The sequence below is a fragment of the Micrococcus flavus genome (assembly GCF_014204815.1).
GTDB classification, from domain to species: Bacteria; Actinomycetota; Actinomycetes; order Actinomycetales; family Micrococcaceae; genus Micrococcus; species Micrococcus flavus.
This window is the reverse complement of the sequence record NZ_JACHMC010000001.1, coordinates 1-16,122: the sequence shown is the minus strand read 5'-3', so window position 1 is coordinate 16,122 and position 16,122 is coordinate 1. Positions and strand designations below refer to the sequence as shown.

General features: G+C 74.4%; 18 protein-coding genes. 12 read left to right on the top strand and 6 right to left on the bottom strand.

Features of this window, described 5'->3' with window-relative positions; genetic code table 11:
• Nucleotides 1-12 precede the first annotated feature (12 nt).
• The 4 genes from BJ976_RS00090 to BJ976_RS00075 all read left to right on the top strand — a co-directional run bounded on the left by BJ976_RS00090 (nt 13) and on the right by BJ976_RS00075 (nt 4,052).
• On the top strand, nt 13-933 hold the full coding sequence (locus tag BJ976_RS00090; RefSeq protein WP_135030906.1) for an aspartate dehydrogenase domain-containing protein: 921 nt from the start codon (nt 13-15) through the stop codon (nt 931-933).
• 32 nt (nt 934-965) lie between these two features.
• Entirely contained in the window at nt 966-1,679 is a 714-nt protein-coding gene (locus tag BJ976_RS00085; protein ID WP_167736973.1) for a hypothetical protein, read from the top strand.
• Between the two features lie 109 nt (nt 1,680-1,788).
• Complete coding sequence (locus tag BJ976_RS00080) at nt 1,789-2,559, top strand: hypothetical protein (protein ID WP_135030903.1); 771 nt, start codon at nt 1,789-1,791, stop codon at nt 2,557-2,559.
• Between the two features lie 269 nt (nt 2,560-2,828).
• Nucleotides 2,829-4,052, top strand: a complete 1,224-nt coding sequence (locus BJ976_RS00075) for an IS110 family RNA-guided transposase (RefSeq protein ID WP_184231788.1) — start codon at nt 2,829-2,831, stop codon at nt 4,050-4,052.
• A gap of 36 nt (nt 4,053-4,088) precedes the next feature.
• Here the strand turns inward: BJ976_RS00075 and BJ976_RS00070 are convergent, their stop codons facing one another.
• On the bottom strand, nt 4,089-5,906 hold the full coding sequence (locus BJ976_RS00070) for an ABC transporter ATP-binding protein (protein WP_184231787.1): 1,818 nt from the start codon (nt 5,904-5,906) through the stop codon (nt 4,089-4,091).
• A gap of 44 nt (nt 5,907-5,950) precedes the next feature.
• Between BJ976_RS00070 and BJ976_RS00065 the strand changes: the two genes are divergently transcribed.
• Nucleotides 5,951-6,472, top strand: a complete 522-nt coding sequence (locus tag BJ976_RS00065) for a hypothetical protein (protein WP_135030950.1) — start codon at nt 5,951-5,953, stop codon at nt 6,470-6,472.
• A 20-nt stretch (nt 6,473-6,492) separates the two neighbouring features.
• On the opposite strand, the gene BJ976_RS00060 is transcribed toward BJ976_RS00065, so the two are convergent.
• The 4 genes from BJ976_RS00060 to BJ976_RS00045 all read right to left on the bottom strand — a co-directional run bounded on the left by BJ976_RS00060 (nt 6,493) and on the right by BJ976_RS00045 (nt 9,547).
• Nucleotides 6,493-6,972, bottom strand: a complete 480-nt coding sequence (locus tag BJ976_RS00060; protein WP_135030951.1) for an NUDIX hydrolase — start codon at nt 6,970-6,972, stop codon at nt 6,493-6,495.
• Between the two features lie 181 nt (nt 6,973-7,153).
• Nucleotides 7,154-7,570, bottom strand: a complete 417-nt coding sequence (locus BJ976_RS00055) for a WGxxGxxG family protein (protein ID WP_184231786.1) — start codon at nt 7,568-7,570, stop codon at nt 7,154-7,156.
• A gap of 185 nt (nt 7,571-7,755) precedes the next feature.
• The gene (locus BJ976_RS00050; protein WP_135030958.1) at nt 7,756-8,490 is read right to left on the bottom strand and encodes a response regulator transcription factor; all 735 of its coding nucleotides are present in this window, start codon (nt 8,488-8,490) and stop codon (nt 7,756-7,758) included.
• Between the two features lie 298 nt (nt 8,491-8,788).
• Nucleotides 8,789-9,547 (bottom strand): ubiquinone/menaquinone biosynthesis methyltransferase, encoded by a 759-nt coding sequence (locus tag BJ976_RS00045; protein WP_229667511.1) that lies wholly within the window; start codon nt 9,545-9,547, stop codon nt 8,789-8,791.
• A 174-nt stretch (nt 9,548-9,721) separates the two neighbouring features.
• Between BJ976_RS00045 and BJ976_RS00040 the strand changes: the two genes are divergently transcribed.
• The 5 genes from BJ976_RS00040 to BJ976_RS00020 all read left to right on the top strand — a co-directional run bounded on the left by BJ976_RS00040 (nt 9,722) and on the right by BJ976_RS00020 (nt 14,936).
• Entirely contained in the window at nt 9,722-10,816 is a 1,095-nt protein-coding gene (locus BJ976_RS00040; protein WP_135030952.1) for an iron-siderophore ABC transporter substrate-binding protein, read from the top strand.
• A 79-nt stretch (nt 10,817-10,895) separates the two neighbouring features.
• A complete protein-coding gene (locus tag BJ976_RS00035) occupies nt 10,896-11,918 on the top strand; it encodes a FecCD family ABC transporter permease (RefSeq protein ID WP_229667510.1) in 1,023 nt (340 codons plus the stop codon).
• Entirely contained in the window at nt 11,915-12,976 is a 1,062-nt protein-coding gene (locus tag BJ976_RS00030) for an iron chelate uptake ABC transporter family permease subunit (protein ID WP_135030954.1), read from the top strand. Before BJ976_RS00035 ends, BJ976_RS00030 begins: the two co-directional genes overlap by 4 nt.
• Nucleotides 12,973-13,866, top strand: a complete 894-nt coding sequence (locus tag BJ976_RS00025; RefSeq protein ID WP_135030955.1) for an ABC transporter ATP-binding protein — start codon at nt 12,973-12,975, stop codon at nt 13,864-13,866. Before BJ976_RS00030 ends, BJ976_RS00025 begins: the two co-directional genes overlap by 4 nt.
• Nucleotides 13,863-14,936: a siderophore-interacting protein gene (locus BJ976_RS00020; protein ID WP_135030956.1), complete on the top strand. Its 1,074-nt coding sequence runs from the start codon at nt 13,863-13,865 to the stop codon at nt 14,934-14,936. Before BJ976_RS00025 ends, BJ976_RS00020 begins: the two co-directional genes overlap by 4 nt.
• Nucleotides 14,937-15,024: 88 nt before the next feature.
• Here BJ976_RS00020 and BJ976_RS00015 read toward each other — a convergent pair whose 3' ends face one another.
• A complete protein-coding gene (locus BJ976_RS00015) occupies nt 15,025-15,273 on the bottom strand; it encodes a DUF3800 domain-containing protein (RefSeq protein WP_135030957.1) in 249 nt (82 codons plus the stop codon).
• On the opposite strand from BJ976_RS00015, the gene BJ976_RS00010 reads away from it, so the two are divergent.
• Together BJ976_RS00010 and BJ976_RS00005 are read left to right on the top strand one after the other, a co-directional pair.
• A complete protein-coding gene (locus BJ976_RS00010; protein WP_221419372.1) occupies nt 15,272-15,553 on the top strand; it encodes a transposase in 282 nt (93 codons plus the stop codon). The genes BJ976_RS00015 and BJ976_RS00010 overlap by 2 nt on opposite strands.
• Nucleotides 15,554-15,562: 9 nt before the next feature.
• Nucleotides 15,563-16,122 (top strand): transposase family protein (locus BJ976_RS00005; protein WP_512698567.1); only part of this gene is annotated, 560 nt, incomplete at its 3' end.

Sequence of the window (16,122 nt, the reverse complement as noted above, 5' to 3'; positions counted from 1 at the left end):
AGGATGGTCGCCATGACCCCGCACTTCCCCGCCCGCACCGGCGCCCCCGCCTCCACGGACGACGCGCGGCCCCGCTCCGTGCTGCTGCTGGGCTTCGGCGCGGTCGGCCGGGCCGTGGCCGCGGGCCTCGCCCCGGAGCGCGAATCCGACCGGGTGCGGCTCACGGCCGCCGTGCGGGACGTGGCGGTGCACCGGGCCCGCGGAGACCTCGGCGTGCGGCTCGTCCCCCTCGCGGACCCGGAAGGCCCGACCGTCGGCCTGCCCGCCGCGGACCTGGTGGTGGAGTGCGCCGGGATCGTCCCGGCCCGGCGGTTCGGGCCGGCCGTGGTGGCCCGCGGCACTGACCTGGTGCTCTCCAGCGTGGGCGCCCTCGCCCGTCGTGAGGCGGCGGAGGCACTGCTGGCCGGTCCGGGCCGCCTCCACGTGAGCAACGGGGCGATCGGCGGGTTCGACGTCCTCGGGGCCGCCGCAGAGGCGGACGGCCTGGACGAGGTGCGGATCCGCAGCGTCAAGCACCCCCGCGGGCTGGTCCGCCCGTGGATGTCCGCCGCGGAGGCCGCCCGGCTGAAGGGCCTCCGGCCGGCGGACGGGCCCGTCGTCGTGCTGGAGGGAGACCCCGCCGAGGCCGTGGAGCGCTTCCCCGCCAACGTGAACGTGGCGGTGGCCCTGGCCTGGGCCACGCGCGGCCGCCCGGCCCGCCCCGGGGACGACGACGCCGCTCTCCTCGCCCGGTCCCTCGAGCGGGTGCGTGTGGAGCTCGTGGCGGACGCCGCCGCGGAGTGGACCCGGCATGAGGTCACCGCCGCGGGTCCGGCGGGTCGGATCGAGCTGGCCGTCGCGTCCGCGCCCTCCCCGGACAATCCGCGCACCTCGCAGCTGACGGCCCTGTCCGTCACCCGCACGATCCGCCGGGCGCTCAGACTCGGCGGGTGACCCTCGGCACATCCAGCGCATAGGCTGAAGCCGTGGAACGCCCCCGCCGCCCCCGGATCGCCCTGCTGCTCACGACGGCGGCCCTCACCCTGGCACTGGGACTGAGCGGCTGCGCGGGGTCGGGGTCCGGTGCGGGGCCGTCGTCGTCCTCGACCTCGGTCGGCGCGGACCCGGCCCCCGAGGAGAGCCGCGAGCCGCTCTCCAACGCCCGGGCGGCCGCGCAGGGCGACGACCCGGCGGCCTCGGCCCGCGCGTCCATCCAGGCCGAGAGGGAGGCCGCGGAGCGTGAGGGGCCGCGGTACGCCGTGGTCGACGTGCCGGCGGCGCTCTTCACCGAGGGCGAGGGCGGCATGACCTTCGACGCCTGGGCGCGCACCACCGACGTGTGGCAGTCGGAGGAGTGGGATCCCGAGACCGAGCCCGTGGTCGCGGAGGCGCTCGTGCCGGCCAGGCAGGACCCCGTGGGTGAGCCGGGGGTGCTCACCGTGCCCGTCTCCGGGCCGGGCGAGATCCACCGGGTGGTCCTGCTGTGCGAGCACGGCTCGCCCGTCCCGGAGTCGGACACCTCCGGGGTGGACGTCGTGGCCGGCCAGACCTACCTCGTGATCGGCACCGGGCCGCGCTGCTCCCCGATCGACGTGCGGTACACCGTGGCCGCCGAGCACATCGTGGACGGGGCCATCCGGTACGAGTTCCTCGTGCCCCCCGGCGAGGCCGGACGACTGGCGGTGATGAAGGGCCGCTGACGGGGGTGACATCAGTCACATTGAACGCCTAGGCTCGCCTCACGCACCGCACGGCGGCAGGCCGGGCGGGCGCCGGGAGCCCCGCCTCCCCCTCGCTCGGAGGTCCGCCATGGCCGTCACCGCCGCCCGCCCGCACCGCCCCGTCACCCGCACGACGGCGGCCCTCGCCCTCGCGCTGGGCCTGGCCGGGTGCGCCGCCCCCGCCGAGCCGTCCGCGGCTCCGGCCTCCTCGGCGGCCGGCTCCGTCACCTCGAGCCCTTCCATCTCGAGCCCCTCCCCCGCGACTGCGACCGACGGCACCGCGGGGGCGACGTCGTCGTCCCCGGCCGCGCAGAAGGCCGAGGTCTCCGCGGCCCGGGAGGCCGAGCTCGCCTCGATCCGGCGCGACCCGCGCGTCCTGCTGACCGACGCCGGGGTCGTCATCGGTGCTCCGGACAGGGAGAACACCGCGGTCGCGTTCCCGGACCTGTGGGAGCCGGACCTGTCTGTGCTCGCGTTTCAGGACGGGCCCGACCTCGACGGCCTGCACGGCGTGCTCGCCGCGGGCGAGGACGCCCCGGTCGTGGACGAGGCCGCCGAGGAACTCGCCGGCGGGACCACCGGCACGGGCGCGGACGGCAGGGAGACCTCCAGCGGCGCCCCGAACGACGTCCGCCCCCACCGGGTGCTGCTGGCGTGCGAGGACCCCGACGCCGGCCCGTCCTCGATCGGCTACCTGGACCCCCAGGACCTCCACTACGTGCCGGTGGCGTGGTCCGAGGGGTGCGGCGGCTTCAGCGGGGAGATCCCGGACGCGGCCGAGGGGGAGGCGGGCACCGCGGTGACGGTGGACGTCCCCGCGGACGTGCGGTACTCCACCGCAGAGATCAGGGACCGCTGAGCGCAGGAGCCCCCGTTACCTTTCTCGTGGCTCCTCCATCGATCAGGATGAGCAGGTGCCGGCCAGCCGGTCCTCGGCATGATCGTTGCCCCCAGTCGACTGCATGATCCGGGGGGTGTTGTCACCGAGGACCGGTCTGGTGACCACGGATCGCTAATAGAGGCGCGAGCCCCTCACCGGGGCCCTTCGTAACGTGGATGCCGAGCGTGATCACCACTGGAGCTGGCCAGCACACTCATGGCCCCCGCAAGCCCAGGAGGACGACCGCGATGACAGTCCAGCCCCCAGCCGTGTTCATCGGCCTTGACGTCGGCAAGGCCGAGCACCACGCCGTGGCCCTCACCGCGGCCGGGAAGAAGGTCTACGACAAGGCCCTGCCCAACGACGAGACCCGCCTACGCGGCATCCTCGCCGAGCTCACCACCACCTACGGGCCGGTGCTGCTCGTGGTGGACCAGCCGGCCACGATTGGGGCCCTGCCCGTGGCCGTGGCCCAGGCCTGCGAGGGCGTTGAGGTGGCGTACCTGCCCGGGCTGGCGATGCGACGGATCGCTGACCTGCACCCCGGCTCGGCCAAGACCGACGCCAAGGACGCGGCGATCATCGCTGAAGCAGCCCGCACGATGCCCCATACGCTGCGCTCCATCCGAGTCGATGAGGAACAGATCGCAGAGCTGGCCATGCTCGCCGGTTTCGATGACGACCTCGCCGCGCAGATCACCGCGACCTCGAACCGGCTGCGCGGACTCCTCACCCAGATCCACCCGGCGCTTGAGCGCGTGCTCGGGCCCAGGATCACCCACCCCGCCGTGGCAGACCTTCTCGGCCGGTACCCCACCCCGGCGCAGCTGAAGACCGCCGGGGCGGGGAATGTGCGTGCCCGGCTGCGCAAGCACGCCCCACGACTGGCGGGCTCGCTCACGGAGCAGATCTTCCAAGCCCTGGACGAGCAGTCCGTGGTCGTGGCTGGCACGCAGGCCGCGGCCACCGTGGTGCCCATCCTGGCCGAACAACTCGCCGGACTGACCCGTCAGCGGGCCGGACTGGCCTCCCAGGTGGAGGCTGTGGTGGAGGCCCACCCTCTTCACCCGGTCCTGATCTCGATGCCCGGAGTAGGGATCAGGACCGCCGCACGCATCCTCACTGAAGTTGTGGGCAAGGACTTCGTCGATGCCGGGCATCTGGCCTCATACGCCGGGATCGCCCCGGTCACCCGACGCTCAGGGACCTCGATCCGCGGAGAGCACGTAGCCCGGGGAGGAAACAAGCGCCTGAAGCGGGCCCTGTTCCTCTCAGCGTTCGCTTCGCTGTCACACCCGCCTTCCAGGGCGTACTACGACCGCAAACGAGCCCAGGGCAAACGCCACAACCAGGCGCTGATTGCGCTGGCCCGGCGCCGCACCGACGTGCTCTACGCGATGCTCCGCGATGGCACCCTGTATCAAGATCCGACCGCCCCGCCAGCACCATCATCAGTCGCTCTCGCGGCTTGACGAAAACCATAGAGGCACCCCCCCTCGTCTGCACGCTCAGCCGGCGATCCCGTACTCCTTGAGCAGCTTCCGGGCCTGCTTGGTGCCGGCCTGCTGCAGCTCGAGCAGCTGGGAGTAGATGCCCCCGGACACCGCGAGCTCGGCGGGCGTGCCCACCTCCTGCACCCGCCCTTTGCGCAGGGTGACGATCCGGTCCACGGACGCGATGGTGGACAGGCGGTGCGCCACGATCAGCGAGGACCGGCCCACCATGAGCTCGTCGAGGGCGGCCTGCACGAGCCGCTCGGACTTGGTGTCCAGGCTGGAGGTGGCCTCGTCCAGGATGAGCACGGGGGCGTCCTTGAGCACGGCCCGGGCCACCGCGATCCGCTGGCGCTGACCGCCGGACAGGCGCAGGCCCCGCTCGCCGATCAGCTGGTCGTAGCCGTCGGGGAACTCGGAGACGAACCGGTCCGCGTACGCCGCCCGCGCGGCGGCCCGCACGCGCTCGTCGGAGGCGTCCGGGTCCGCGTAGGCGATGTTCTCCCGCACCGTCCCGGAGAACAGGTGCGGCTCCTGGAACACGGCCGCGATCCGCGCGCGCAGCTCACCGAGGTCCTGGGCGGCCACGTCCTGCCCGAACACCTCGATCCGCCCGGAGGTCACCGGGTACAGGCCCATCAGCAGGTTGGTGATGGTGGACTTGCCGCCGCCGGACTCGCCCACGAGCGCCACCTTCTCCCCGCGGCCGATCGCGAAGTCGATCCCGGAGAGCACCTCCTCGCCTTCCGCGTAGGCGAAGTGCACGTCCCGGAAGCGCACGGCGGGGACGTCGTCGCCGGCCGGGGCGTCCGCGGGTACGACGGCGGCGCGCGCGGCGCGGGCGTGCAGGTCCTCCTCGCGCTCCTCGGAGAGGACGGCGAAGTAGTCGCGGGAGCCGGCCACGGCGCGCTGGGCGGAGTCCACGAGGTAGCTCATGGAGAAGATGGGCTCGCGGGCCATGTTCATCAGCTGCAGGAGGATCACCATGTCCCCCACGGAGAACTCGCCCTGCGCGGTCCGCACGAACACCAGCAGGTAGAGGACGGCGAAGATGATGTTGAGCGCCACGCGGCGGGCGGCGTCCATGGCGTGCCACCACCGCGACTGCGCCCGTGTGATGCCGATGGTCCTCCCGAACCGCTCGCGGAACCCGGCCAGCTCGGTGTCCTGCCGGTTGTAGGCGCGCACCACGGGCATCTGGGCCACGACCTCGGTGAAGCGGCCCGAGGCGATGTCGATCTCCGTGTTCTTCTCCCCCTCCCACACCTGCCAGCGCGAGGAGGTCTTGGCGGTCAGCCACATGTACACGGGGAAGACGACGGCGAGCAGCACCGCCAGCGGCCACCAGTAGGTCCCCGAGATCACCAGCACGGCCACCGTGGTGATGAGCATGGTGAACGCGTTGTTCGCGAAGAAGTTCAGGAACTGGGTGAGCTCGGTGATGGAGCGGTTGAGCCGGTTGGTGATGCGGCCGGTGATCTCCGTGTCGAAGTACCCCTGCGGCAGGTGCAGCAGGTGGTCGAAGTACCGCGCGGAGAGGAGGGTGCGCATGCGCGCGGCCATCACGTCCCCCCAGTAGCCGCCCACGGACACCACGGCGGTGGCCGCCAGCTCGACGGCGAGGAACGCCGCCGCCAGCCACGTCACCGCGGTGACGGCCTCGGCCACCGTGGAGCGGCCGGCGATCGCGTCCACGATCCGGTCCGTGGCCGCGCCGATGAGGAACGGCGTGGCCAGCGCGAGCATCGCCCGCAGCACCGCGCTGAGGGCGATGCCGAGGTAGAGGGGGTTCAGCTCGGGTGCGAAGCGGAGGATGCGGAGCAGGGAGGTCACCGGTTCAGGGTAGTCAGCGGCACGGCTCCCGGTAGCCTCGCCCCATGAGACCCTCCGCACTGCTGGGCGCCCTGGCCGTGGCCGCGGTGCTGGCGTGGGGGTTCGCGGCGATCACACCCGCCTCTCCCGGGGTGTACGTCGCCGTCCTGACGGCGGGGACGTTCGGGTTCGGGCCCGTGTACGGCGCCCCCACGGACCGCCTGGTGGACCGCCCGTGGCGCCGGCTGCACCGCGTGGGCGCGCTGGCCCGCCGGCTCGGCACCCGATGGCTGGCACATGAGCTGACCGTGGCGGGCTGGAACCGCCGGGTGCGCCGCCCCATCCGCTCCCGCGCGGACGTGCGCGCGTTCCGCCGGGACGCCGTGGGCGCCCTGGTGAGCCACACGGTGTCCACCGCATTCCACGGGGCGGCGGCCGTGGCGCTGGCCGTGGCCGGGCATCCCGGCTGGGCGCTCGTGGCCGTGGCGCTGGGCCTGCTCGTGCACGCATGGCCGGCCCTGCTGCAGGTGGAGCTGCTGGTCCGCGTGGACGAGCTGCGGGCCGTGGCCACGCGGCGGCCCCGCTGACCCGGCGGCCGTGGGGACGCTCAGAACAGGGGCGTCGCCGCCACGGCGGCCAGCACGGGGAGCAGCAGCGGCGCCACCGCGTGCCCGGCGGGGGTCTGCGGGGCGGCCGGGTCCATCCAGTGCAGCTCGACGATCTCGTCCGTGGGCTCGGGGACCTCGTGCCGGGCGATCGGCCGCCACAGCCCGTAGACCTCGGCGTGCAGGGCGGCGCCCGGCTCGTTGGCCGCGGGGGTGTCCCACGCGCCCAGGTGGATCAGCTCGTCCGGGCGAATCCGCAGCCCGGTCTCCTCGGCGGTCTCCCGGACGGCGGTGTCCAGCGGCTCCTCGCCGGGGTGGTGCTTGCCGCCGGGGAACAGGAACATCCCGGTGCCGGCCTTGCGCACCGTCAGCACGCGGCCGTCCGGGCGGGCCATCACGACGGCGGACACCCGGATGGTCTGCCCCGTCGCCTCGTCGTCGGGGAGGGCGGCGGGGGCGTGCGGGTCGTGGCAGGTGCGCATGCCTCCATCCTCTCGCTCCCGGGACGGTTCCGGGACGACCTGTGGACCGGCGCGCCGCACCGGGGCACGGGAGGATGTGAGGCCGGGCGCGGCCCGGACGTCCCCGGCCAGGCCGACGGCCCGCCCCGGGAGGTCGATGCCTCCCGGATGCGGGCCGTCAGGATGCTGCGTGCGGCGTGGCTCAGCGGCCGTTGCCGGGGATGCCGTCGCCGCGGTGGCCGTCGGTGCCGCGCAGGCGGTCCGTGGCGTCGGTGACGCGGCCGTCGGTGTGGTGGGTGTTGTTGTCCACGCGGTGGGTGGTGGTGTCCACGCGGTGCGTCTCGCGCACGGGCTCGTGGCGCACGGTCTCGCGCTTCTTGTTGCGGCCCAGGAGGCCGCCCAGGCCGAGGAGGCCCAGCAGGCCCCACAGGCCCCAGTCGCCGTTGTCCTCGTCGCGGGTCTCCTGCTTCTCGGCGGGGGCCGAGGAGGAGGCCGGCGCGGTGGTGGACGCGGTGGCGGTGGGGGTGGCGGAGGTGGACGCGGTGGCGGCGGGGACGCCGGCACCCATCAGCACGGCCGCGCTCAGGGTCAGGGCGGTGGCGGTCTTACGGAACTGCATGGTGCTCCTTTCGCGGACGTCGCGGCGTCCGACTCTCGGTGATGCACCCCGGGGTGCGCCCGGGGCGTTGCTCGACGAGCTACAGGCGGTCACGTGACGCACCTCGCCTGCCGAAGGAGAGCCCCTGTCGGATCCGCGTTGTCAGATGATGCGTCATGATCGCCGCCCACCGGCGGGGAGACGGGTCAGGACTCGACCGGGCGGATCACGTAGCCGGCCCCGCGCACCGTGTGGATCATGGGCTCGCGGCCGGCGTCGATCCGCTTGCGCAGGTAGGAGATGTAGAGCTCCACGATGTTCGCGCGGCCGCCGAAGTCGTAGCCCCACACGTTCTGCAGGATGCGCTCCTTGGAGAGCACCGTGCGCACGTTGGCCATGAGGAACTTCAGCAGGTTGAACTGCGTGGCGGTGAGCTCGATCCGGTCGCCGCCACGGGTCACCTCGTGGGTGCGGGTGTTCATGATGAGGTCGCCCACCACGAGCTCCTCGCCGGAGGCCGCGGCCAGGCCGGAGCGCTGCACGATCCGGTGCGCGCGAAGGAGGACCTCCTCCACCGCGAACGGCTTGGCGACGACGTCGTCCGCGCCGGCGGACAGGGCCGCGATGCGGTCCTCGGACTCGGCCCGGGCGGTGAGCACCAGCACCGGCAGGTCGGCCCAGTGCGCGCGCAGACGCGCGAGGACCTGGAGGCCGCCCATGTCCGGCAGCTGCGTGTCGAGGATGACGAGGTCCGGGCGGCGCCGGGTGCCCTCCTGGACGCCCGTCGCGCCGTCGCGGGCCACCTGGGTCTCCCAGCCGCAGAGGGAGAAGCCCATGGAGAGCAGGTCCGCCACGAGGGGCTCGGCGTCCACCACGAGGGCGCGGACCGGGGAGCCGTCCGGGTGGGCCAGGTCGGGGAGGACCTGCCGCAGCTCGGACATCGAGGCGGGAGAGACGGTGTGCTGGGAAGTGCTCACGCGAGCGAGTCCCTTCGTGGTCGCTGACGGGGGTCGGCACCCTGCCGGAGCGTCATCGCCGAGGGCCGAGGGCCGCAGGCGGCGGGGGATGTGCCCCGCGGGTGCGAGGACGATCCGGGCTCCGGAGGGGATGGGACCGTCCCCCGCACCGTCCAGCTCCACTCCGGGACCCCGTTCATGGGGAGGCCTCGAAGCGTTACTTGATCGTTATCCTACGTCGCAGAGGTCCCCATTCCAGCCAGGGCCGCCTCAGTGGGACGGATCACACGACGGGCTTCATGGCCCAGTGGACCGCGAGGGTGCCGAACATGAACAGCTCATGCCCCACGTTCACGAACCCGGCGTCGGCGAACAGGTCCGCGACCTCCTCGGGGGTGCGGAACGCCTGCGTGGAGGAGGAGAGGTACTCGTACGCCTCGGGCCGGTCCGCGATCAGGCGCGCCAGGCGCGGCATGACCCGATGGATGTAGAAGCTGGAGAACGGCTTGACGATGTTCTCCGGCGCCGGGGAGGTCTCCAGCGCGGCCACCCAGCCGCCGGGGCGCAGCACGCGGAACTGCTCGGCGAGCGTGGCGGGGATGTCCGCGACATTGCGCAGCAGGTAGCCGTGGGTGATCGAGTCGAACTCCCCGTCCGCGAACGGCAGGTCCATGGCATCCGCCTCGACCCACTCGACGCGGTCTCCGCCCTCGCGCCCCTTGCCGACCTCCATCATCTCGGGGGCGAAGTCCGCTCCCACCACCTGCGCGTCCGGGTGCTGGCGCAGGATCTCCAGGGCCACGTCCCCCGTGCCCGTGGCGAGGTCGAGCACGCGCGCGCCCGCGCCCGCGGGGATGTTGGCCCGCTCCACGGTGCGGCGCACCAGGCGCGGCTCCTGGCCCCATGTCATGACGGCGTTCATCAGGTCGTAGCGACCGGCGATGCCGTCGAACATCGAGGCCACGCGCGCGCCGTGGTCGGCGTCGACGGACGGGGAGGCGGAGGCGGGACGCGGCAGCGAGGAGGAGGGGTTCTCGGTCACCCGCCCATCGTACGGGCGCGCCGGGCCGCACCGGGGGGGGCGGGCCCGGCGTCGGATCCGGGCGCCGGGCGTCCGTCTTGCCCGTCTACTTAGGGTGGGCTAACCTCCTGGATTAGCGCACGACCGCGTCGCCTAATCCGCCCCGACGGGGCGGGCCACCACCGAGAGGCCCCCATGACTTCCCCCCTGACCCGCCGCTCCCTGCTCGCCGCCGGGGGATCCGGGCTGGCCCTGCTGCTCTCCGCCTGCACCACCGGACCCACGGGCTCGTCGTCGAGCGTGGCCGGCTCGTCCTCCGCCGCCGCGGGCTCCGCGGCCGCGTCCGGCTCCTCGTCGGAGACCTCCGCCGCCCCCTTCCCCGTCAGCATCGAACACGTCTACGGCACCACGGAGATCCCGGCCCGGCCCGAGCGCGTGGCCACCGTCTCCTGGGTGAACCAGGACGTCGTCCTGGCCCTCGGCGTGGTCCCGGTGGGCATGGCCGCCGTGGAGTTCGGCGGCAACGCGCAGCAGTCCACGGACTGGTTCGACGCGAAGCTGGAGGAGCTCGGCGGCGAGATGCCCGTGCAGTGGTCCGAGGCCGACGGCATCGACGCCGAGGCCGTCGCCGCCGTGCAGCCGGACGTGATCCTGGCGGCCTACTCCGGGCTGACGAAGGAGGACTACGAACGCCTCTCCAAGATCGCCCCCGTCGTGGCCCACCCGAAGGACGTCCCCGCATTCGGCACCTCGTGGCAGGACTCCACGCGCATGATCGGCACGGCGCTCGGCAAGGGGCAGGAGGCTCAGGAACTCGTCGCGGACCTCGAGCGGCAGATCGCCGACGCCGGCGAGCGGCACGCCGACCTGAAGGGTGCCAGCTTCATCTACGGCACGATCGACCCCGCCGCGGCGGACCAGATCAGCATCTACACCGACGTGGACAACCGCCCCCGGTTCCTCGAGCTGCTCGGGATGGAGCAGGCCGAGGTCGTGACGGAGAACGCGCCCGCGGACGAGTCCTTCTTCTTCACCTGGTCCCCCGAGCGCGCCGACGAGCTCGCGTCCGACGTCTTCGTCTCCTGGGCGGCCGCCGAGTCCACCCGCGCGGCCATCGAGTCCGACCCGCTGCTGCGCACGATCCCGGCCGTCGAGAAGGGCGGCCTGGTGCTGCAGGTGGACGAGCAGGAGGTGCTCTCCGTGTCCGCCCTCTCCCCGCTGTCCATCCCCTTCGCCCTCAAGAGGGTCGTGCCGCCGATCGCCGAGGCGGCGGCCACGGCCCGGGGCTGACCGACCCTCCATGCCCTCAGCACCACCGACCGCTGCGAGCCCCCGCCGCCCCTCCCCCGACACGGCGGGGGCTCGCCCCATGCGCTCCGGCGTCCTGTTCGGGGCGCTCCCGCTGCTCCTGCTGGCGGTGGCCGCCGTCGCCGCCGTCGCCCTGGGGGCGCGCACCGTCCCCCTCCCGACGACGTTCGACACCCTGGGCACGCTGCTCACCGGACGCGGACTCCCGGCGGGGATCGACGCCGCGGCCGCGGCCTCCCGCGCGCCCCGCACGGTGACGGCCGCCCTCGTGGGGGCCGCGCTCGCCGTCGCCGGGGCGGCCCTGCAGGGGGCCACCCGCAACCCCCTCGGGGACCCGGGCCTGCTCGGGCTCTCGGCCGGGGCGTCCCTGGCGATGGCGGCGGGCCTGGCGCTCGGGGCCACCGGCTCCCCCGCGGGGATCATGACGCTGGCCACCCTGGGCACGCTCGGCGCGGCCGTGCTGGTGTACGCCGTCGCCGCGGCCGCCGCCCGCGCGGGCGGCGCCCCGGGCGCCCCCTCCCCGCTGGCGCTCGTGCTCGCCGGCGCGGCCGTGACCGCCGGGGCCACCGCGGGCACCACGGCACTGCTGGTGCTCTCGCCCGTGGTGCAGGACCGCTTCCGCTTCTGGTCCGTGGGCACCGTGGCGCGCGCGGACCTGTCCGACGCGCTGCTGCTCGCGCCGGTGATCGGGGCGGGGATCCTCGCGGCCGTCGTGACCGCCCCGGGCCTGGACGCCCTCGCCCTCGGCGACGACCTCGCCCACGGCCTGGGCAGCCGTCCGGCGCGTGTGCGCGCGGTCCTGCTGGCCGCGGTCGTGCTGCTCACCGCCGCGGCCGTGGCCCTGGCCGGACCCGTGGGCTTCGTGGGGCTCGTGGTGCCGCACGCGCTGCGTCGGCTGCGGCCTCCCACCACGCGGACCCTCATGGTGGGCTGCGCCCTGTGGGGCGCCGTCCTCGTGGTGCTCGCCGACCTCGCGGGGCGGCTCGTCATCGCCCCCGCGGAGATCCACCTGGGCGTGACCACCGTGCTGCTCGGGGTGCCCGTGCTGCTGACGCTGCTGCGGCGGACGGGGGTGGGCTCGTGAGCGCCGCGGTCGACGTCGTCGCCGGCCTGCGCCGCGCCGACCGACGCCGCGTGGGCCTGGTGTGCGCGGCGCTGGCCCTCGCCCTGGCCGGTCTGGTGCTGCTGCGCGTCGTGTGGGGCACCTACCAGGTGACCGTCCCCGACCTTGTGCGCATCCTGGGCGGCGAGACCATCCCGGGCGCGAGCTTCATCGTGCTCGAGGAGAAGCTGCCGCGCGCGGTGGCCGGCGCGCTCACGGGCGCGGGGCTGGGCACGGCCGGGGCGCTGTACCGGCGCACGCTGCGCAACCCCCTGGCCTCCCCGGACGTCCTGGGGATCACCTCCGGGGCGGCCGCCGCCGTCGTGCTGGGCCTGGCCGCGACGTCCGGGCAGACGGGCGGCACCTCGGACCTGGCCCGGGCCGGGGCGGCGCTCGCCGGCGCGCTCGTGGCCATGGCCGCCGTCTTCGCCGCCGCCCGGTCCGTGGGCGGCGAGCGGTTCGTGGTGGCCGGGATCGCGGTGGCGGCGGCGGGCCAGGCGGTGGTGGCCGGCACCATGCTCAGCCTGTCCCAGCACGACCTGCAGTCGGCCACCGTGTGGATCGCCGGCTCGCTCAACGGCGTCACCTGGGGCCGCATCGGCCTGCTGGCCGCGGTGCTCGCCGTGGCCCTGCCCGCCGCCGGGGCGCTGCACGCCCGCCTGGCCCCCGCCGACGTCGGCCCCGACCTCGCCCACGCGCTCGGCGCCCGTCCGCGGCCGACCTCCGCGGCCGCGCTGGCCGTGGGCGCCGTGCTCGCCGCCGCGGCGACGGCCACCGTGGGACCGCTCGCCTTCGTGGCGCTGCTGTCCACGCCGGTGGCGCACGGGCTCACCCGCGGGCGTCCGTCCGCAGCCGCCGCCGCGCTGACCGGCGCGGTCATCGTGGTGCTCGCGGACCTGCTCGGCGCCGAGGCGCTCGGCGTCCTCGCCGACGGCGCCGTCCTGCCCACGGGCGTGCTCACCGGCGCCGCGGGCGCACCGCTCATGCTGTGGCTCCTGCTGCGGCAGGGGCGCACCCGAGGAGGGACCCGATCCGCATGACCAGCACCTCCCCCGCCCCCGGCGTCCGCCTGCGCGGCGTCGAGCTCGGCTACGGCCCGGCCTCGGCCCCGCCGGTGGTCGGCCCCCTGGACCTGGACCTGCCCGCCGGGAGGGTCACGGCGGTCATCGGCGCCAACGGCTGCGGCAAGTCCACGCTGCTGCGCGGGCTCACCCGGCAGCTGCCCCTGCGCTCCGGGACCCTCGAGGTGCTGGGCCAGGACGCGGCCGGCGTCTCCGCGCGGGACTACGCGCGGACCGTGGCCCTGCTGCCGCAGCACCCGGTGGCGCCCGAGGGCATGTCCGTGGCGCAGCTCGTGGACCGCGGCCGCCACCCGCACCGGGGGCTGTTCGGGGCGAGGGCCGCCGGCGACGACGACGCCGTCGCCGCCGCGCTCGAGCGCACCGACCTCGTGGATCTGGCCGGGCGGGACGTGGCCACGCTCTCGGGCGGCCAGCGCCAGCGCGCGTGGCTCGCGCTCGTGCTGGCCCAGCGCACGCCCGTGGTGCTGCTGGACGAGCCCACGAGCTACCTGGACCTCTCCCACCAGGTGGAGGTCCTCGACCTCGTCCGCGCCCTGCCGGATCCGCGCGCGGAGGCGGGGCCGGTGTCGGCGTCGGGCGCGGCGGACGGGTCCGGCACGGGCCGGGCCACCGTGGTGGCGGTGCTGCACGAGCTGAACCTGGCCGCACGCTGCGCGGACCACGTGGTGGCGATGATCCGCGGCCGAGTGGCGGCGGCCGGGACGCCGGCCGAGGTGATCGTGCCCGAGGTGCTGGCCGAGGTGTTCGGACTGGACGCGGACGTGGTGCAGGACCCGCTGCTGGGGCACCCGGTGGTGCTCCCCCGCGGTGCCGGGGACCGAGCCGCACGAGGAGGAGGACGCGCATGAGCGCCGAGTCGATGTTCGTGGCCCACACCCGCGTGGTGTCGGTGGACCAGCCGTGCCGGGGGTTCCGGCGGATCGTGCTGGCCGGCGAGGACCTCGAGCGGGCCAGCACGGACCTGCTCGGCACCCTGCCGCCGGGCGTGCCGGACCTGCACCGCCTCTACCGCGGGGCCCGGCCGCGGCGGGACGCGTACGTGAAGGTGCTCGTCCCGCCCCCCGGCGGGGTCTCCGCCGACCCGGACCTGTCCGCGGGCCTGCGCGCCGGCCTCCTGGCCATCCCGGAGGCCGAGCGCGGCTGGATGCGGACGTACACGGTCCGCTCGGCCGGGCGGACCCGCGTGGACGGCCGCGAGGTCCCCGCGCTGACCGTGGACGTGGTGCTGCACGGGGACCCGGAGGACGCGGACGACCCCCACCAGGGGCCCGGCCTGCGGTGGGCGCGCACGGTGACCGCCGGCGACGACATCAACGTCCTGGTCCCCTCGGCGGAGGCCCCGGCGTGGGCGGGGTGGCGTCCCGCGAACGCCCGCCGGGTGCTGGCCGTCGGCGACGAGACGGCCGCCCCTGCGTTGATCTCCGTGGCCGAAGAGCTCGCCGACCCCTTCGGCGGGTTCGCCGGCGAGGCGGACGTGGTCCTGGAGCTGCCCGAGGGCTCCGGGCCGGCCGACCTGATCGCCGAGCGCCTGGCCCTGCCGGAGGACTGGGACGCCTCCCGCCGTCCCCTCGACGTGACCGAGCACGGCCGGGTGCGCCTGCACGTGGGGCGGCGCGCCCCGCAGCACGTGCCCGGCGCGTGGGCGCAGGCGCGCGTGGCCGCCCTGCTGGGCGGTGGCGTCCGCGCCTCCACGGCGCCGGCCGGCGTCGACCCGCTCGTCCCGCCGCCCCCCGCCGAGGGCGAGGACAGGGAGTGGACCCTGGCCGAGCTGGAGGAGTCGACCGCGGACGCCTACGTGTTCCTGGCCGGGGAGTCGTCCCTGGTGCGGGCCCTGCGGCGGCTGGCGGTGGAGCGGGGCGTGCCCAAACGCGCCATCTCCTTCATGGGCTACTGGCGGCAGGGGCAGGCGGAGGGCTGACGGGTGGCGGTTCGGAACGGCCGGGGCGTAGACTAGCCGTGCGGACCCGCCCCACGCCCGTGGCATGGCGGGTCTTGCTGTGTTTACCTCAGATGGGCCTTGGTCCTCGTCGGGTGTCGCTCGCGGCGAGATGGTCCGCGTACCAGTTCCACGCATAGACGTTGCCGGCGTGCCGGTTCAGGTGGCAGAAGGCCGTGTAGGCCACCAGATCCGCCATCTGCACGAGCTGGGATCGGCGCGAGTCATGGAACACCGGATCCTCGATGAGGGACTGACGCACGTACAGGTGACATACGATCTGTGGTGTTCCCACACCACAGGGAAGGATGTGCACCATGCCCGCCCCCTACCCCAAAGAGTTCCGCGATGATGTCGTCCGGGTCGCGCAGAACCGTGAGCCCGGCACCCATCTGAAAGACATCGCGAAGGACTTCGGCATCTCCGAGTCCTGCCTGACGAACTGGATTCGCCAGGCCGATATCGAAGCAGGCAACATCCCAGGCACCACCAAGGCCGAGGCCGAAGAACTCCGCGCAGCCCGCCGCAGGATCCGGCTCCTCGAGCAGGAGAACGAAGTCCTACGCCGCGCCGCGGCCTACCTCTCCCAGGCGAAGTAAGCCGAAAAAATGATGTACCCGCTCGTGTCCGAGCTCGCCGCCGACCAGATCCCGGTCGCGGTGTCCTTGCGGGTCCTCAAGCTCGCCCGCCAGCCCTACTACCGCTGGCGGGAGAAGCCCGTCGCCGTTTCTGAGGTGGAGCAGGCCCACCGGGCCAACGCCCTGCACGACGCCCACCAGAACGATCCGGAGTTCGGGTACCGGCTGCTGCGGGACGAGGCCGAGGCGGCCGGGGAGCGAATGGCCGCCCGTACTGCCTGGCGGCTCTGCCGCCAGAACGGGTGGCACTGCGCGTTCGGGGCCAAGCGTGGCAAGAACGGGACCCGCCCAGGCCCACCCGTGCACGACGACCACGTCCGCCGGGACTTCTCTGCCGAAGCTCCGAACCGGCTGTGGCTGACCGACATCACCGAGCACCCCACCGGTGAGGGCAAGCTCTACCTGAAGCGCGATCAAGGATCTCTACGCCGGCAGGATCGTGGGGTACTCCATGGCCGGGCGGATGCAGGCCTCGTTGGCCGTGAACGCCCTCGAGCAGGCCGTGGCACGCCGCGGAGGCACCGATGCGG

Coding starts and splice junctions, on each gene's coding strand:
- BJ976_RS00020 (WP_135030956.1), top strand. CDS start 13,863: ATGAGCGCCGAGTCGATGTTCGTGGCCCACACCCGCGTGGTGTCGGTG.
- BJ976_RS00010 (WP_221419372.1), top strand. CDS start 15,272: ATGCCCGCCCCCTACCCCAAAGAGTTCCGCGATGATGTCGTCCGGGTC.
- BJ976_RS00015 (WP_135030957.1), bottom strand. CDS start 15,273: ATGGTGCACATCCTTCCCTGTGGTGTGGGAACACCACAGATCGTATGT.
- BJ976_RS00060 (WP_135030951.1), bottom strand. CDS start 6,972: ATGCGCACCTGCCACGACCCGCACGCCCCCGCCGCCCTCCCCGACGAC.
- BJ976_RS00080 (WP_135030903.1), top strand. CDS start 1,789: ATGGCCGTCACCGCCGCCCGCCCGCACCGCCCCGTCACCCGCACGACG.
- BJ976_RS00035 (WP_229667510.1), top strand. CDS start 10,896: ATGCGCTCCGGCGTCCTGTTCGGGGCGCTCCCGCTGCTCCTGCTGGCG.
- BJ976_RS00050 (WP_135030958.1), bottom strand. CDS start 8,490: ATGTCCGAGCTGCGGCAGGTCCTCCCCGACCTGGCCCACCCGGACGGC.
- BJ976_RS00025 (WP_135030955.1), top strand. CDS start 12,973: ATGACCAGCACCTCCCCCGCCCCCGGCGTCCGCCTGCGCGGCGTCGAG.
- BJ976_RS00055 (WP_184231786.1), bottom strand. CDS start 7,570: ATGCAGTTCCGTAAGACCGCCACCGCCCTGACCCTGAGCGCGGCCGTG.
- BJ976_RS00065 (WP_135030950.1), top strand. CDS start 5,951: ATGAGACCCTCCGCACTGCTGGGCGCCCTGGCCGTGGCCGCGGTGCTG.
- BJ976_RS00040 (WP_135030952.1), top strand. CDS start 9,722: ATGACTTCCCCCCTGACCCGCCGCTCCCTGCTCGCCGCCGGGGGATCC.
- BJ976_RS00075 (WP_184231788.1), top strand. CDS start 2,829: ATGACAGTCCAGCCCCCAGCCGTGTTCATCGGCCTTGACGTCGGCAAG.
- BJ976_RS00090 (WP_135030906.1), top strand. CDS start 13: ATGACCCCGCACTTCCCCGCCCGCACCGGCGCCCCCGCCTCCACGGAC.